The organism is Pseudonocardia lacus (assembly GCF_018531445.1).
GTDB lineage: Bacteria > Actinomycetota > Actinomycetes > Mycobacteriales > Pseudonocardiaceae > Pseudonocardia > Pseudonocardia lacus.
Window position 1 is genome coordinate 1 of record NZ_JAHDTH010000102.1, and the last position, 15,984, is coordinate 15,984.

Genomic DNA, 15,984 nt, shown 5'->3' on the forward strand with positions numbered 1-15,984 from the left:
CAGCGCCTGCCGCTGGCCCCGGTGCCGGCCGCGCTGGCCGGGGTCTTCGCCGCGCTGGCCCGGCGGGGGGCGCCCGGGGCCGCGGCGCGGGCCTTCGTCGAGATGGTGGTGGCCCAGGTGCACGCGGTGCTCGCCGAGATCGAGCCGACCGCGGACGCGCACGCCCGCGCGGAGCGCGACACCCGGCTGGCCGTCGGGCTGCTGGAGCAGTGCTACCGCGAGCTCCCGCCGGTCGTGCGCGTGCACGGCCGGCGCCCGCTCGCTCTGGCCGCCGCCGAGCGGCGCTGACCCCCGCTCACCCGCCGGAGGTCCGGCCCAGGGTGCTCTCGCGGGCGATCAGCCGGTGGCCGGCCGGCACCTCGATCCCGGGCAGCGGGGTGGGCGCGGCGATGCGCTGCAGCAGCCGGTCGACGGCGGTGGCGGCGATGGTCGCCTTGTCCGGGGAGATCGTGCTGATGGTCGGGTTCGAGTAGCGGCCCTCCTCGATGTCGTCGTAGCCGATCAGCGCGATGTCCTCGGGCACCCGCAGCCCCGCCTGCAGCGCGGCGCGCAGCGCGCCGAGGGCGACCAGGTCGCTGTAGCAGAACGCGGCGTCGGGCGGATCGGGGCGGGCGAGCAGCTGGCGCATGGCGTCGGCGCCGTCGATCCGGTTGAACCGGGGGCGGCGCACGATCAGCGACTCGTCCACGTCCAGGCCGGCGTCGGCGTGGGCGATCCGGTAGCCGCGGGTGCGCAGCTGGGCGGCCTCGCCGGTGGCGTAGGGCTGGTCGCCGATCGCCGCGATCCGGCGCCTGCCCAGCCCGATCAGGTGCGCGGTGGCGTCCCGGGAGGCGCTGACGTCGTCGATGCCGACGTGGTCGAACGTGCCGTCCGAGCTGCGTTCGCCCAGGATGACCAGCGGCAGGTCGGGGTCGCGGTCGGAGAGCGCGGCCTGGTCGAGGCCCAGCGGGCTGAGGATCATCCCGTCGAACGGGAACGCGCGCGCCGCCCGGCGGATCAGCTCCCGCTCGTGCGCGGCGTCGCCGTCGGTCTGGTCGATCAGCACGTTGTACCCGCGCTCGCGCGCCCGCGGGATGATGCCCTGCAGCAGCTCGGAGAAGTACGGGGTGTCCAGGTAGGGCACCACGACGGCGATCTGCCCCGACCGGCCGCGGGCCAGGTTGCGGGCCAGCAGGTTGGGCCGGTAGTCCAGCTGGGCGAGTGCCTGCTCCACCTTGCGGCGGGTGCGCTCGGTGACCGGCGCGTAGCCGTTGACCACGTTGGACACCGTGCGCGGGGAGACGCCGGCCAGCTGCGCGACGTCGCGCAGGGTGGGGTCGCGCATGGTCCTCCTCCGGTCCGGCCGGGTGTGCGCCGCGGGTCCGGGCGGCACGGTACGCGAGCCGAGTAGTCGTCACCCTCGGTGACCGGTCTCGGTGCTCGGCTCGGCGCGGATGCCGGTTTGCAGCGCTGCAGAGTGTGACCGGCGCCGCAGGATCGGGCAAGTCCGCGCCTCGGCGGTGTCTCCTGCTCCGTTCGGGCTCTGTTTCGGTCACGTAGCGCTGCCGGTCTTGCAGCGCAGCAAAGTTCGGTTCATCCTCGCGGGGCAGCACCGTGTGAGCGCGCACATGGGACGGATCCGACAGCGGGCCCGGCGGTACCGAGCCCCCGACCCGAGCCGACGCAAGCGCGAGACAGAGAGGTCTGCCGATGCCCGCTGCCCCAACCCGAACGAGCGCGCCGCTACGCCGACGGCTCGGCGCCGTGCTCGCCGCCGCCGGCCTGCTGCTCGTCGCCGCCTGCGGTGGCGGCGAGCCGGCCACGTCCCCCGACGGCAAGGTGCACATCAGCGTCTGGGCCTGGTACCCGGAGTTCGCCGGGGTCGTCGACGCCTTCAACGCCTCCCACCCCGACATCCAGGTCGACTGGACCAACGTCGGCACCGGCCCCGACCAGTACGCCAAGCTCAAGACGGCGTTCACCGCCGGCACCGGAGCCCCGGACGTCGCGATGGTCGAGTTCCAGGAGATCCCGACCTTCCTCATCCTCGACGCGCTGATCGACATGGCGCCGTACGGCGCGGCGGAGGACGAGGCCCTGTACGCGCCCTGGGCGTGGAGCCAGGTCACCGACGGCGAGCGCGTGCACGCCATCCCCGTCGACGGCGGGCCGATGGCCCTGATGTACCGCAAGGACCTGTTCGACCAGCACGCCATCCCGGTGCCGACGACCTGGGCCGAGTACGCCGACGTGGCCGCGCGGATCAAGGCCGTCGACCCGGGCGCCTACGTCGCCAGCTTCGGCAGCGACGGCGGCTGGATCAACGGGCTGATGTGGCAGGCGGGCTGCAAGCCCTACGGCTACTCGATCACCGAGGCGCGCGACCGGGTCCGCGTCCAGCTCACCGCGCCGGAGTGCCGCAAGGTCTTCGACTTCTACGGCGACCTGGTCAGCCGCGACCTGATGGCCGTCGACCCGTTCTTCACCGCCGACGCCTCCGCCGCGCTCGACTCCGGCAAGTACTGGACCTGGGCCGCCGCCGGCTGGACCCCCGGCTACCTGGCCGGCTCGCTGACCGCCACGCTGGGCAAGTGGGCGGTGGCGCCGATGCCGCAGTGGACGCCCGGGGCGAACGACCAGGGCGACTGGGGCGGGTCGACCTTCGCCGTCACCGCGCAGTCCCAGCACCCCGAGGAGGCGACGATCGTCGCCCGCGAGCTGTTCGGCCGCTCCGAGCAGGCCTGGGACATCGGCCTGAACAAGGCGTTCCTCTACCCGCTGGTCAACGACGTCGCCGGCGACCCGTCGTTCACCGGGAAGGCCTACGACTTCTTCGGCGGCCAGCAGGTCAACGAGATCTTCGTGCCGGTGTCGGAGAACCTCGGCGAGTTCGAGTACACCCCGTTCCAGGACCTGGTGTTCAGCGAGCTCAACGACCGCAGCGCGGAGGCGATCGCCGGGTCCCGGCCGTGGGGCACGGTGCTGGAGGCGACCCAGGCGAACGTGGTGCAGTACGCCAGGTCGCAGGGCTTCACGGTGATCGAATAGCCGTGGCCCCGACCCCGCGCAAGCCGTACTCCGCCCGGCACCCGCTGGCCGGCGCGCTGTTCGTGCTGCCCTTCGGGCTGGTCGTGCTCGTCTTCCTGGTGGTGCCGCTGGCCTACGCGTTCTGGCTGAGCCTGTCCAGCCGCAGCCTGGCGCTGGGCTCGCGGTTCACCGGGCTGGACAACTACGTCACCGCGTTCACCGACCCGCAGATGCTCGACGGGCTGGTGCGGGTCGTGGTGTTCGGCCTCGTGCAGATCCCGGTGATGCTCGGGGTGGCGCTGGCCGGGGCGCTCGCGCTGGACGCCATCGGCACCCGCTTCGCGCTGGCCTACCGGCTGATCGCGTTCATGCCCTACGCCGTCCCCGCGGTGATCGGCGCGCTGATGTGGGGGTTCCTCTACAGCCGCACGTTCGGCCCGCTGGCCGGGCTCCCGACGCTGGTCGGCGGGGAGCCGGTCGACCTGCTCAGCGGCTCGCTGCTGCTGGTGTCGCTGGGCAACATCGTCACCTGGTCCTGGACCGGCTACAACACGATCGTCATGTACTCGGCGCTGCAGGGTGTGCCGCGCGAGCTGCACGAGGCGGCGCTGATCGACGGCGCCACCCCGGTGCAGATCGCGCTGCGGGTCAAGGTGCCCGCCATCCGCCAGGCGATCGCCCTGGCCGCGATCTTCAGCGCCATCGGCACCATGCAGTTCTTCACCGAGCCCTACGTGATGGCCCGCTTCGCCCCGGAGATCTCGGCCGGGTACACGCCCAACCTCTACGCCTACAACCAGGCCTTCCAGTTCTCCTCGTTCAACTACGCGGCGGCGATCTCGTTCGCGCTCGGGTTCGTGGTCTTCGTCGCCGCCTACGCGTTCGTGATCGTGCGCAACCGGCTGGGGGAGCGGGCGTGACGGCGCTGCGGACGCCTCCCCGGCTGAGCCCGCACCGGTCGCCGCGCCCGGCCGGGCCGGCCGGCGGCCGACCGCGCACCCGCCTCGCGCACGCGCTGATGGGGCTGGGCATCGTCTACTTCCTGGTGCCGCTGCTCTGGGTGGTCGTCGCGGCCACCAAGAGCCAGCCCGAGCTGCTGTCCAGCCCGGCGCTGTGGTTCGGCGACGGGTTCAGCCTCTTCGCCAACCTCGCCCAGCTGTTCACCGAGGACGGCGGCGCCTACGGCCGCTGGCTGCTCAACACCGCCGTCTACTCCGGGGTCAGCGCCGTGGGCGCCACGCTGCTGGCCGCGCTGGCCGGCTACGGGCTGGCCCGCTTCGACTTCCCCGGCCGGCGCCTGTTCGAGACCGCCCTGCTGGGCATGGTCATGGTCCCGGCGACCGCCCTGGTGCTGCCCACCTACCTGCTGCTGTCCACGCTGGGGATCATCAACACCATGTGGGCGGTGATCCTGCCCTCGCTGCTCAGCCCGTTCGGCACGTTCCTGATCCGCGTCTACGTCGCCGAGAGCGTGCCCGAGGAGATCATCGATGCCGCCCGCCTCGACCGCGCGGGCGAGCTGCGGATCTTCTTCCGGATCGTGCTGCCGATGATGCGCCCGGCGCTGGTCACCGTGCTGCTGTTCACCCTGGTGGCCACCTGGAACAACTACTTCCAGCCGCTGGTCATGCTCAGCGACGCCGACCTCTACCCGCTCACCGTGGGCCTGACGACGTGGTTCAACCTCTCGCAGCAGGCGGCCGGGACCAAGGTCGTGTTCCATCTGGTCATCACCGGATCGCTGCTGGCGATCGTCCCGCTGGTCGTCGCGTTCGTGCTGCTGCAGCGCTTCTGGCGGGGCGGCGTGGCCACCGGTGCCCTCAGGTAACCCCGACCGACCGCTCCGGACAACAGGAGGACCGTGCTCACCGCCTCGCTCACCTTCAGCCCCGACTTCGTGGTCGCGCCCGTGCGGCGCCGGACCTTCGGCTCGTTCGTCGAGCACATGGGCCGCTGCGTCTACACCGGCATCTACGAGCCCGACCACCCGACCGCCGACGAGGACGGCTTCCGCGGCGACGTGCTGGCGCTGACCCGCGAACTGGGTGCCACCGTCGTCCGGTACCCGGGCGGGAACTTCGTCTCCGGCTACCGCTGGGAGGACGGCGTCGGCCCGCGCGCCGACCGCCCGGTGCGCCGCGACCTGGCCTGGCGCAGCATCGAGACCAACGAGGTCGGCATCGACGAGTTCGCCCGCTGGGCCGACCGCGCCGGCGTCGAGCTCATGTACGCGGTCAACCTCGGCACCCGCGGCGTCACCGAGGCCCTCGACGTCCACGAGTACATGAACCACCCCGGCGGCACCCAGCTGTCCGACCTGCGCCGCAAGCACGGCTCGCCCGAGCCGCACGGGGTGCGGCTGATCTGCCTGGGCAACGAGCTCGACGGCCCGTGGCAGACCGGCCACAAGACCGCCCACGAGTACGGCCGCCTCGCCGCCGAGACCGCCCGCGCCCTGCGCCAGGCCGAGCCCGACCTGGAGCTGGTGGCCTGCGGCAGCTCCCACTCCGGTATGCCGACCTTCGGGCTGTGGGAGTCCACGGTCCTCGAACTGGCCTACGACCAGATCGACCACATCTCCTGCCACGCCTACTACGAGCCCCTCGACGGCGACGTCGACAGCTTCCTGGCGTCCGCGGTCGACATGGACCGCTTCATCGACTCCGTGGTCGCCACCGCCGACGCCGTCGGCGCCCGGCTGAAGAACCCCAAGCGGATCGGGGTCTCGTTCGACGAGTGGAACGTCTGGTACCAGCAGCGGTTCCACGCCGACCCACCCACCGAGTGGCGCACCGCGCCCCGCCTGATCGAGGACACCTACACCGTCACCGACGCCGTGGTGGTCGGCAACCTGCTGATCTCCCTGCTGCGCCACAGCGACCGCGTGCACGTGGCCTGCCAGGCCCAGCTGGTCAACGTGATCGCCCCCATCCGCTCCGAGCCCGGCGGTCCGGCCTGGCGGCAGACGATCTTCCACCCGTTCGCGCTGACCTCGCGGCTGGCCCGGGGCGAGGTGCTGCAGGTCCGGGTCGACTCGCCGACCCAGCGGACGAGCCGGTTCGGGGAGGTCCCGGTGGTCGACGCGGTGGCGACGCACGACGCGGGGGAGACGTCGCTGTTCGTGGTGAACCGGCACCGCACGGAGGCGGTGTCGTTGGAGGTGCCGGTGGGCGACGTCGGCGTCCAGGAGGCCTGGCTGCTCTCCGACGAGGACACGTCGGCGGTGAACACCGCCGCTGCGCCGGACCGGGTGGTGCCGCGGCGCATCACGCCCGCGGTCGTCGACGGGGTCCTGAAGGTCGAGCTGCCCCCGGTGTCCTGGAGCGCCCTGCCGCTGCGCTGACGCGCGCTCCAGTGCGCCGGCGCGGCCGTCGAGAACGAAGTTGTCGTGATCGAACCGCCCTGTTGATCACGACAACTTCGTTCTCGACGGGTGGGGTTCGGGTCAGAGCGCCCCGGCGAGGCGGTAGTAGGCCTGGTTCCACCGCAGCTCCCGGGTGAACCGCCGCGGCGTCGTGTCCGCGTCGATCACCAGCAGCTCGGTCGCGGCCAGCTCCGCCAGGTCCGCCACCTCCTCGGTGGTCAGGGCCGTGGAGAGCACCGTGTGGTGCGGGCCGCCGGCCATGATCCAGGCCTCGGAGGAGGTCCGGAGGTCGGGACGGGGCTCCCAGACCGCGCGGGCGACGGGGAGGCGGGGCAGGGGTTCGTCGGCGGGGACGACGTCGATCTCGTTGAGGACCAGGCGGAAGCGGTCGCCCATGTCGGACATGCCGACGACGAACCCGGGGCCGGTGGCGGCGTCGAAGACCATCCGGACCGGGTCCTCGCGGCCGCCGATGCCCAGCGGGTGGATCTCCACCTTCGGGGTGCCGGCGGCGATGGACGGGCAGACCTCCAGCATGTGCGCGCCGAGCACCTTCGGGGTGCCCGGGCCCAGGTGGTAGGTGTAGTCCTCCATGAACGACGTGCCGCCGGGCAGGCCCTGGGCGGCCACCTTCAGTGTGCGCAGCAGCGCGGAGGTCTTCCAGTCGCCCTCGCCCGCGAAGCCGTAGCCCTCGGCCATGAGCCGCTGCACGGCCATCCCGGGCAGCTGGCGCAGGGCGCCGAGGTCCTCGAAGTTCGTGGTGAACGCGCGGGCACCGGCGGCGCCCAGCAGCGCGCGCAGGCCCAGCTCGATGCGGGCGGAGTAGCGCAGCGACTCGTGGCGGTCGCCGCCCTTGCGCAGCTCGGGGACCACGTCGTAGAGGTCCTCGTACTCGACGACGAGCCGGTCGACCTCGGAGTCGAGGGAGGCGTGCACGGCGTCGGCGAGGTCGGTGACGGCGTAGCCGTTGACCGTGACGCCCCACCGCCACTGGGCCTCGGTGCGGTCGCCCTCGGTTACCGCGACGTCGCGCATGGTGTCGCCGAAGCGGGCCAGGCGCAGCGAGCGGATCTCCGCCCAGCCCAGCGCTGCACGCACCCACGCCGACGTGCGCGCGGCCACGACGGGGTCGCTGACGTGCCCGGCCACGACCTTGCGCACCACGCCGAGGCGGGCCTGCACGTACCCGAACTCCCGGTCGCCGTGGGCGGCCTGGTTCAGGTTCATGAAGTCCATGTCGATCGTGGACCAGGGCAGCTCGCGGTTGGCCTGGGTGTGCAGGTGCAGCAGCGGCTTGCGCAGCGCGTCCAGCCCGTGGATCCACATCCGGGCCGGGGAGAAGGTGTGCATCCAGGCCGTGACGCCGACGCAGTCGGGGTCGGAGTTGGCGGCCAGCATCATCCGGTGGATGCCCTCGGAATCGGTCAGCACCGGCTGCCAGACCACCTCCACCGGCAGCCCGTCGCCGAGGCCGTCGGCCAGCGCGGTGGCGATCTCCTTGGACTGGCCGGCGACCTGCTCCAGCGTCTCCGGCCCGTAGAGCCCCTGGCTTCCGGTGAGGAACCAGATCTGCTTCACCGCTGCTGACCTCCCTGTCCGTACACGTTCTGGTAGCGGTCGTGCAGCGCGTCCACGTCGTCCTGCGCGATCGGGACGAGCGGCCCGAGCTGGCGGGCGATGTGGGTCGAGCGGGCCACGTCCTCGCACATGACCGCGGACTTCACCGCGGCCTTGGCGTCGCGGCCGATGGTGAACACCCCGTGGTTCTTCATGATCACCGCGGTGGAGCGGTGCCCGGCCAGGGTCTCGACGATGCCGCGGCCGATGGAGTCGTCGCCGATGCGGGCGAACGGCCCGAGCGGGATCTCGCCGCCGAACTCGTCGGCCATGGCCGTCAGCGCGCACGGGATGGGCTCGCCGGCGGCGGCCCACGCGCTGGCGTAGGTGGAGTGCGTGTGCACGACGCCGCCGACGTCGGGGCGGTGGCGGTAGACGTAGGCGTGCGCGGCGGTGTCGCTGGAGGGCGCGAGCTTGCCCTCGACCAGCTCGCCGTGCAGGTCGCAGACGACGATCGACTCGGCGGTCAGCTCGTCGTAGGACACCCCGCTCGGCTTGATGACCATCAGGTCGTGGCCGGGCACCCTGGCCGAGACGTTGCCCGCCGTCCAGACCACCAGGCCGTAGCGGACCAGCTCGCCGTGCAGCACGGCGACGCGTTCGCGCAGGTCCTCGACGAGGCCGCGGGCGGAGTCGGGAATGGGAGCGATCACCGGGCCACCGCCTGGCGGCGGATCCGGCGCAGCCGGTGCAGCACGTCGTTGCCTCCTGGTCCTTCGCCACGGCCGAAGTGGTCGTGCAGCCTGCGGTACTCGGCGTAGAGCGCGTCGTAGGCCGCCGCGCGCTGCGGGTCGGGCCGGTAGGCGGCACGGTGCACCGAGCCCATCGCCGTCGCGGCGGCCACGACGTCGGGGTAGGCGCCCGCGGCCACCGCCGCGTGGATCGCCGAGCCCAGCGCGGGGCCCTGCTCCGACCCGATGATCGACAACGGCAGGTTGCAGACGTCGGCGTAGATCTGCATGAGCAGTGCGTTCTTCAGCAGCCCGCCGGCCACGATCAGCTCGGTGACCGGCACCCCGGCCGCCTCGAACGACTCGATGATCACCCGGGTGCCGAAGGCCGTGGCCTCCAGCAGCGCGCGGTAGGTGTGCTCCGGGCGGGTGGCCAGGGTCTGCCCGACGACGACGGCGGAGAGCTCGTGGTCGACCAGGACCGAGCGGTTGCCCGAGTGCCAGTCCAGCGCGACCAGCCCGTGCTCGCCGACGGCCTGCTCGGCGGCCAGTTCGGTGAGCAGCGCGTGCACGTCGATGCCGCGCTCCTCGGCGCGGCGGTGGTACTGCGGCGGGACCGAGGTGTCGACGAACCAGCCGAAGATGTCACCGACGCCGCTCTGGCCCGCCTCGTAGCCCCACAGCCCGGGCAGGATGCCGCCGTCGACCACCCCGCACATGCCGGGGATCTCGCCGAGCTCGTCGGAGACCATGACGTGGCAGGTGGAGGTGCCCATGATGGCGACCATCTGGCCCGGCTCGACGGCCTGCGCCGCCGGGACGGTGACGTGCGCGTCGACGTTGCCGACGGCCACCGCGATGCCCTCCGGCAGCCCGGTCCAGGCGGCCGCTTCGGCGGTCAGCCCCCCGGCCCGGGAGCCGAGCTCGCCGATCGGGTGCTCCAGCTTGTCGGCGACGAAGCCGGCGAAGCGCGGGTCGAGCGCGGCCAGGTACTCCGCGTCGGGGTAGCGGCCGTCCTGCAGGATGCCCTTGTAGCCCGCGGTGCAGGCGTTGCGGACGTAGGTGCCGCACAGCTTCCAGATGATCCAGTCGGCGGCCTCGACCCAGCGCTCGGTGCGCTCGTAGACCTCCGGGTCCTCCTCCAGCAGCTGCAGCGCCTTGGCGAACTCCCACTCGCTGGAGATCCGCCCGCCGTAGCGGGCCAGCCACGCCTCGCCGCGTTCCTCGGCCAGGGCGTTGATCCGGTCGGCCTGGCCCTGGGCGGAGTGGTGCTTCCACAGCTTGGCGTAGGCGTGCGGGCGGGCGGCGAACTCGGGCAGCTCGCACAGCGGCGTGCCGTCGACCAGCGTGGGGAGCACGGTGCACGCGGTGAAGTCGGTGGCCACGCCGATGACCGCGGACGGGTCGACCCCGGAGGCCGCGACGGCCTTGGGCACCGCGGTGGTGAGCACCTCGACCCAGTCGGCGGGCACCTGCAGGGCCCAGTCCGGTGGGAGCTTCGGGCCGCCGCCGGGCAGCTCGTCCTCGACCACGGCGTGCCGGTACGGGTGCACGGCCGAGGCGAGCTCGGCGCCGTCGGCGACCCGCACGACCACCGCGCGCCCGGACAGCGTGCCGAAGTCGATGCCGACCGTCACCGCACCGCGCGGGTCCACCTCCTGCCGGTCGACAGGACCTGGCGACGGTGGCGAGCTGCTCACGGTGTCCCCCTTGACGAGTTGTGTGCGCTCACACGATGTGAGCGCTAACAAAGATTGTCAAGGGTCGGCCACTCAACGGTGCGGCGAGGGGCCCGTGCTCCGTCTCACGACGAGTTCGGTCGGCACGACGGCCGGCGGCCCCGTCCCGCTCCCGGGCCTGGTCGCGGGCCCGTCGTCGGGGCGGATCATGTCCAGCAGCATGCCGACCGCGCGCCGGCCGGCCTCGGTGAAGTGCTGGCGGACGGTGGTCAGCGGGGGCCGGAAGAACTCCGCTTCCGGCACGTCGTCGAACCCGACGATGCTGACGTCCTCGGGCACCCGGAGGCCGGCCTCGTCGAGCGCGCGCAGCGCGCCCAGCGCCATCGGGTCGTTGGCGGCGAAGACGGCGGTCAGGTCGGGCGTCGCGGCCAGCATCTCGCGCATCGCCGCGTAGCCCGACCCGGCGCTCCAGTCGCCGGCGACCGGCTCCGGCGCGGAGCGACCCGCCTCGTCGAGCGTCGCCCGCCAGCCCTCGGTGCGCCACTCCGCGTCCAGCCAGCCGCGCGGCCCGGCCAGGTGGTGCACGGTGCGGTGGCCCAGGTCGAGCAGGTGGCGGGTGGCGGCGGCGGCACCGCCGCGCTGGTCGATGCCGACGGCGGGCTGACCGGGGCGGACCTCGTCGCCGGCGGCGATCGGGCCCGACCCGCCGCCGTGCACGCCCCCGACCAGGACGGCGGGCAGGCCGCGCAGCTCGGTGCTCAGCGCGTCCACGGCGTCGTGCTGCGGCGCGATCGCGACGATCCCCTCGACCGACTGGTCCTGCAGCCGGGCCAGCGCCCGCACGACCTCGTCGGAGGCCGCCCGCTCCGCCACGGCGATGCTGACACCGAGCCCGACCGAGCCGGCGGCCTGCTCGATGCTGTAGAGCGTCGAGACCGGGCCGTAACGCACGGTGTCGAACGTGATGACCCCGAGCGTGCCCGAGCGGCGCATCGCCAGCGCCCTGGCCACCCCGTTGCGCCGGTAGCCCAGCTGCTCCATGGCGGCCATCACCTTGGCCCTGGTCGGCTCGCTGACGTGCGGCGAGCCGTTGACCACGCGGGAGACGGTCTGATGGCTGACTCCGGCCAACCGGGCGACGTCGGTCATCACCGGGGCGGGGTCGGACGGGCGCATGGGCAACATGCTGCCCCATCCGGAGGACGATCCGACACGCCTGGTCGCCGGTGGGCGAGCCGGATGAGGCGCGGACCACATGATCGACGTCGATCGAGTCGATCAACCCGGTTGCGGCGCGCGCCGACGGCGCCGGTGGATAGCCTGCCGCGGTGAGCGCCCACCCCGACCGGTCCGCGCGGTCCCCCGGCGCCGACGAGCAGGGCGCGGGCCTGGCCACCAGCCCCTACCGGGCCGACCGCGACCGCATCGCCGCGTCGCCGTTCTTCGCCCGCCTCGCCGGGGTGACCCAGGTCGTCAGCCCCAACGGGGCCGGCCTGCTGCTGCACAACCGGCTCACCCACTCGCTGCAGGTCGCGCAGGTGGCCAGGGCGATCGCCGAGCACCTGGGCGCCGACCCCGCCACCGCGGCCGAGGTATCGCGGCTGGGCGGGTGCGACCCGGACGTCGTGGAGGCCGCCGCACTGGCCCACGACCTCGGCCACCCGCCGTTCGGGCACCTCGGCGAGCAGGTGCTCGACCGGCTGGCGCGCGAGCGCCTCGGGCTGGTCGACGGGTTCGAGGGCAACGCGCAGAGCTTCCGCATCGTCACGACCATCGACCTGCACGGCCCGGGCTCGTCCGGGCTCGGGCTGACCGCGGCCGTGCGCGCGGCGATCCTGAAGTACCCGTGGGGCAGGCGGGGCCACCCCGACCCGCACCCCAGCACCGCGGCGCTGCCCCCGCGCGGCGGCGGCCCGACACCGGGCGCGCCGCAGGCCGGGTCGGCCAAGTTCTCGGCCTACCTGACCGAGCTGGCCGAGCTGGACGCGAGCCGGGCGCCGTTCCCGGTGGGCCCCTGGCAGCAGACCGTCGAGGCCGCCGTCATGGACACCGCCGACGACGTCGCCTACGCGATCCACGACCTGGAGGACTTCCACCGGGTCGGGGTGCTGCAGCAGGCCGGGGTCGCCACCGAGCTGCGGTGCTGGCAGGAGAACCGCGACGGCGAGGGCGCCGGCCCGTCGGCCGGTCCGGGCAGCGCGCTGGAGCGGCTGCGGCGGCGCATGGCCGAGCGCGACGGCTGGGTGTTCGAGGCCGACGCGTTCGCGGCCGCCGTCGCGCGCGTGCGCGCCGAGCTCGCCGACAGCCTGCTGATCACCCCGTTCGACGGCTCGATGGCCGCCGAGCGCGCCGTCGCCGAGTTCTCGGCCCGGTGGACCTCGCGGCTGGTCGGCGGGGTGCGCGTGCTGCGCGACCCGCCGGTGCGGGCCGCGCACGTCGCGTTGGGCGTCGAGCAGTGGCACGAGGTGTCGGTGCTGAAGTTCGTCCACCAGCACTTCGTGCTGCGCCGCGCCGACCTCGCGTCCTACCAGCGCGGGCAGGCCACGGTCGTCACCGGGCTGGTCGGCGCGCTGCAGGAGTGGCTCGGCGGGGATGCCGGAGCCGCTGCCGACACGCCCGGCCTGCCGCCGCGGCTGCACGACCTGGTCGAGCTGGCCCGGGGCGAGTACGCGGGCCTGGCCGACCGCGGGGTGGTGCCGGCGGGCGAGGTGGGGGCGCTGGCCCGGGGTCGGGCGGTGGTCGACTACGTCGCTTCGCTCACCGACGCCCAGGCCGGGGCCCTGCTCGACGTGCTCACCGGGCGGTCGGCCCGGCTCTGGACCGACGCCATGGCGCTCTGACGCGGTCAGCGTCGCGGGTCGACGTGGACCTTGGGGCCGGGGCCGGCGCCGTCGGGGCGCCCGCCCGCCAGGACGTCGGCGGCCCCGTCGAGCCCGACCGTCGCCGCGACCAGCGGGCGGGCGTCGACCACACCGCTCGCGTAGGCCTCGATGGTGCCGGCCAGACCCGCGGACGCGGCCAGGACGCCGACCGCGGTGACGTCCTTCAGCACGAGCGCGCGGGTGTCGACCTCGCTCGGCGCGGCGGACAGCCCGATGTAGACGACCCGCTTGCCCGGCTCGACCACCCGGACGGCGAGGGCGGGCAGGGCCGGGCCGGTGGAGGCGTCGACGACGGCGTCGAACGGCAGCACGGGCAGGGTGTCGGCGGTCCACGCCGCCGTGAAGCCCAGCGCGCGGGCCATCACCAGGTCGCGGTCGTCGCGGCCCATCAGGTGCACCTCGGCGCCGGCCGCCCGGGCGAACAGCGCGACGAGCAGCCCGATCGTGCCGGGCCCGAGCACCAGCAGCCGCTCGCCCGGGCCGACGGCGGCCGCGCGGACGGCGCGCAGCGCGTTCCCGCCGGGTTCCACGAGGGCCCCGAGGGTGGCGTCGACGGCGTCGGGCAGGGCGTGCAGCGCCGAGGCCGGCACGGCCAGCCTCTCGGCGAGGGCCCCGGGGAAGCCGCCGCGCACGCCGATCTCGAAGCGGTCGGCGCACACGTGGTGGCGCCCGTCGCGGCAGCGCGCGCAGCTCCCGCAGCCCAGCATGGTGTCGCCGGTGACCCGCCGCCCGAGCCAGGACGGGTCGACGCCGTCCCCGACCGCGCCGACCGTCCCGCACCACTCGTGTCCGATCCGGATCGGGTAGGCGGCCTCGCCGGAGTGCAGGTAGCTCATGTGGCCGGTGAAGAACTCCGCGTCGGTGCCGCACAGCCCGACCCGCTCGACGTCGACGACCACCTGGCCGGGCGCCGCCGCCGGTGGCGCGACCTCCTGGACCTGGGCGCGTCCCGGACCGATGATGACCAGTGCCCTCACCGGCACAGGTCTACCGGACGGAGTCCTCGCAGTGACGCAGCGCCCGACCGAACATCGCAGCTCACAGTGGTACGGCGGTCACGACCGCAACAGCTACATCCACCGCGCCTGGATGCGCAGGGGCGTGCCGTCGCACGCCTTCGACGGCCGCCCGCAGATCGCGATCGCCAACACCGCCTCCGACCTCACCCCCTGCAACGCCCACCTGAACGAGGTGGGCCGCAGCGTCGAGCAGGGCGTCTACGAGGCCGGCGGCATCCCGCTGAACCTGCCGGTGGTGTCGCTGGGCGAGACGAACGTCCGCCCGACCGCGATGCTCTGGCGCAACATGGCCGCGATGGCCACCGAGGAGATGCTGCGGGCCAACCCGATCGACGGGGTCGTGCTGCTCGGCGGCTGCGACAAGACGATCCCGGCGCTGCTCATGGCCGCCGCCTCGGTCGACCTGCCGGCCGTCGTCGTCCCGGGCGGGCCGATGCTCAACGGCACCTTCCGAGGGGTTCCGCTGGGCTGCGGCACCGACGTGTGGCGGCTGAGCGAGGAGGTCCGCGCCGGCACCCTGTCCGAGGCCGACTTCCTGCGCTCGGAGTCCTCCATGATCCGCAGCCGGGGGCACTGCAACACCATGGGCACCGCCTCGACCATGGGCCTGCTCGCCGAGGCGCTCGGCGCGACGCTGCCCGGCATCGCCGGCACCCCCGCCGCCGACAGCAGGCTCCTCGAGGGCGCGCACGCCACCGGCCGGCTGGCCGTGGAGATGGTCGAGCAGCAGCGCACCCCGAGCACCCTGTTCAGCCGGGGCTCGTTCCTCAACGCGATCGTCGCGCTGGCCGCGATCGGCGGCTCCACCAACGCCGTCGTGCACCTGCTGGCCATCGCCGGTCGCCTGGGCATCGAGCTCACCCTCGACGACTTCGACCGCACCGGTTCCGGGGTCCCGCTCCTGGTCGACCTGCAGCCCGCGGGCCGGTTCCTGATGGAGGACCTGCACCGCGCGGGCGGGCTGCACGCCGTCCTGCACCAGGTGCGCGACCTGCTCGACCCCGAGGCGCTGACCGTCACCGGCAAGCCCCTGGTCAGCCACCTCGGCCACAGCACCATCGGCACCGACGACGCCGACGTGCCGATCTGGGACGCCGAGGTCATCCGCCCGCGCACCGAACCCGTCCTCGCCGACGCCGGCATCGCCGTCCTGCGCGGCAACCTCGCCCCCGACGGAGCGGTGATCAAGCCGGCGGCCGCGTCGGCGCACCTGCTGCGCCACCGCGGGCGGGCGCTCGTCTTCGACTCCGTGGAGGACCTGCACGCCCGCCTCGACGACCCCGACCTCGAGGTCGACGCCGACACGGTGCTGGTGCTGCGCGGCTGCGGCCCCCGCGGCTACCCGGGCATGCCGGAGGTCGCCAACCTGCCGCTGCCGCCGAAGCTGCTGGCCCAGGGCGTGCGCGACATGGTCCGCATCTGCGACGGCCGGATGAGCGGGACGGCCTACGGCACGGTCGTGCTGCACGTCGCCCCCGAGGCCGCCGCGGGCGGCCCGCTCGGCCTCGTCCGCACGGGCGACGTGATCGTCCTCGACGTCGAGGCCCGGCGGTTGGACGTCGAGGTCCCTCCCGAGGAGTGGGCCGCCCGGCAGCCGTCCGAGGCGACGGTGGCGGGGTTCGCGGCGCCCACCCGGGGCTGGGAGCGGCTCTACGTCGAGACCGTCGGGCAGGCGGACACCGGCGCCGACCTGGACTTCCTGGTCGGGTCGAGCGGCAACCAGGTCGCCCGCGAGTCGCACTGACC

At 73.8% G+C, this 15,984-nt stretch carries 13 protein-coding genes; 7 read left to right on the plus strand and 6 right to left on the minus strand.

From position 1 onward, the window contains the following. The coding region (locus tag KIK08_RS21145) for a hypothetical protein (protein WP_214404948.1) at positions 1-288 on the plus strand (288 nt) is incomplete at its 5' end. A gap of 7 nt (positions 289-295) precedes the next feature. On the opposite strand, the gene KIK08_RS21150 is transcribed toward KIK08_RS21145, so the two are convergent. Continuing rightward, the gene (locus KIK08_RS21150) at positions 296-1,324 is read right to left on the minus strand and encodes a LacI family DNA-binding transcriptional regulator (RefSeq protein WP_214404949.1); all 1,029 of its coding nucleotides are present in this window, start codon (positions 1,322-1,324) and stop codon (positions 296-298) included. A gap of 365 nt (positions 1,325-1,689) precedes the next feature. Here KIK08_RS21150 and KIK08_RS21155 point away from each other — a divergent pair, with 365 nt between their 5' ends. From KIK08_RS21155 to arfA, 4 genes are read left to right on the plus strand one after another with little or no spacing between them, the layout of a single operon-like run. Beyond that, a complete protein-coding gene (locus tag KIK08_RS21155; RefSeq protein ID WP_214404950.1) occupies positions 1,690-3,027 on the plus strand; it encodes an ABC transporter substrate-binding protein in 1,338 nt (445 codons plus the stop codon). A gap of 2 nt (positions 3,028-3,029) precedes the next feature. Beyond that, positions 3,030-3,926, plus strand: a complete 897-nt coding sequence (locus KIK08_RS21160; protein ID WP_214404951.1) for a carbohydrate ABC transporter permease — start codon at positions 3,030-3,032, stop codon at positions 3,924-3,926. Beyond that, positions 3,923-4,834, plus strand: a complete 912-nt coding sequence (locus tag KIK08_RS21165) for a carbohydrate ABC transporter permease (RefSeq protein ID WP_308257771.1) — start codon at positions 3,923-3,925, stop codon at positions 4,832-4,834. The genes KIK08_RS21160 and KIK08_RS21165 overlap by 4 nt, the downstream gene beginning before the upstream one ends. Positions 4,835-4,867: 33 nt before the next feature. Continuing rightward, positions 4,868-6,349 carry an arabinosylfuranosidase ArfA gene (gene arfA / locus KIK08_RS21170; protein ID WP_308257772.1) on the plus strand — a complete coding sequence of 494 codons (1,482 nt, stop codon included), beginning with the start codon at positions 4,868-4,870 and terminating at the stop codon, positions 6,347-6,349. A 102-nt stretch (positions 6,350-6,451) separates the two neighbouring features. Here arfA and araA read toward each other — a convergent pair whose 3' ends face one another. The 4 genes from araA to KIK08_RS21190 all read right to left on the minus strand — a co-directional run bounded on the left by araA (position 6,452) and on the right by KIK08_RS21190 (position 11,513). After that, a complete protein-coding gene (gene araA, locus KIK08_RS21175; protein WP_214404952.1) occupies positions 6,452-7,948 on the minus strand; it encodes an L-arabinose isomerase in 1,497 nt (498 codons plus the stop codon). Continuing rightward, complete coding sequence (locus KIK08_RS21180; RefSeq protein ID WP_308257773.1) at positions 7,945-8,640, minus strand: L-ribulose-5-phosphate 4-epimerase; 696 nt, start codon at positions 8,638-8,640, stop codon at positions 7,945-7,947. Before KIK08_RS21180 ends, araA begins: the two co-directional genes overlap by 4 nt. After that, the gene (gene araB, locus KIK08_RS21185; RefSeq protein WP_214404953.1) at positions 8,637-10,313 is read right to left on the minus strand and encodes a ribulokinase; all 1,677 of its coding nucleotides are present in this window, start codon (positions 10,311-10,313) and stop codon (positions 8,637-8,639) included. The genes KIK08_RS21180 and araB overlap by 4 nt, the downstream gene beginning before the upstream one ends. 117 nt (positions 10,314-10,430) lie before the next feature. Beyond that, complete coding sequence (locus tag KIK08_RS21190; protein ID WP_250557480.1) at positions 10,431-11,513, minus strand: LacI family DNA-binding transcriptional regulator; 1,083 nt, start codon at positions 11,511-11,513, stop codon at positions 10,431-10,433. 152 nt (positions 11,514-11,665) lie between these two features. Between KIK08_RS21190 and KIK08_RS21195 the strand changes: the two genes are divergently transcribed. Further along, entirely contained in the window at positions 11,666-13,177 is a 1,512-nt protein-coding gene (locus tag KIK08_RS21195) for a deoxyguanosinetriphosphate triphosphohydrolase family protein (protein WP_214404955.1), read from the plus strand. Between the two features lie 5 nt (positions 13,178-13,182). Here KIK08_RS21195 and KIK08_RS21200 read toward each other — a convergent pair whose 3' ends face one another. Further along, positions 13,183-14,196, minus strand: coding sequence for a zinc-dependent alcohol dehydrogenase (locus KIK08_RS21200; RefSeq protein ID WP_214404956.1), 1,014 nt, complete (start codon positions 14,194-14,196; stop codon positions 13,183-13,185). Here KIK08_RS21200 and KIK08_RS21205 point away from each other — a divergent pair. Continuing rightward, the gene (locus tag KIK08_RS21205) at positions 14,180-15,982 is read left to right on the plus strand and encodes an IlvD/Edd family dehydratase (RefSeq protein WP_214404957.1); all 1,803 of its coding nucleotides are present in this window, start codon (positions 14,180-14,182) and stop codon (positions 15,980-15,982) included. The two genes, KIK08_RS21200 and KIK08_RS21205, sit on opposite strands and share 17 nt — an antisense overlap. Positions 15,983-15,984: the final 2 nt, after the last annotated feature.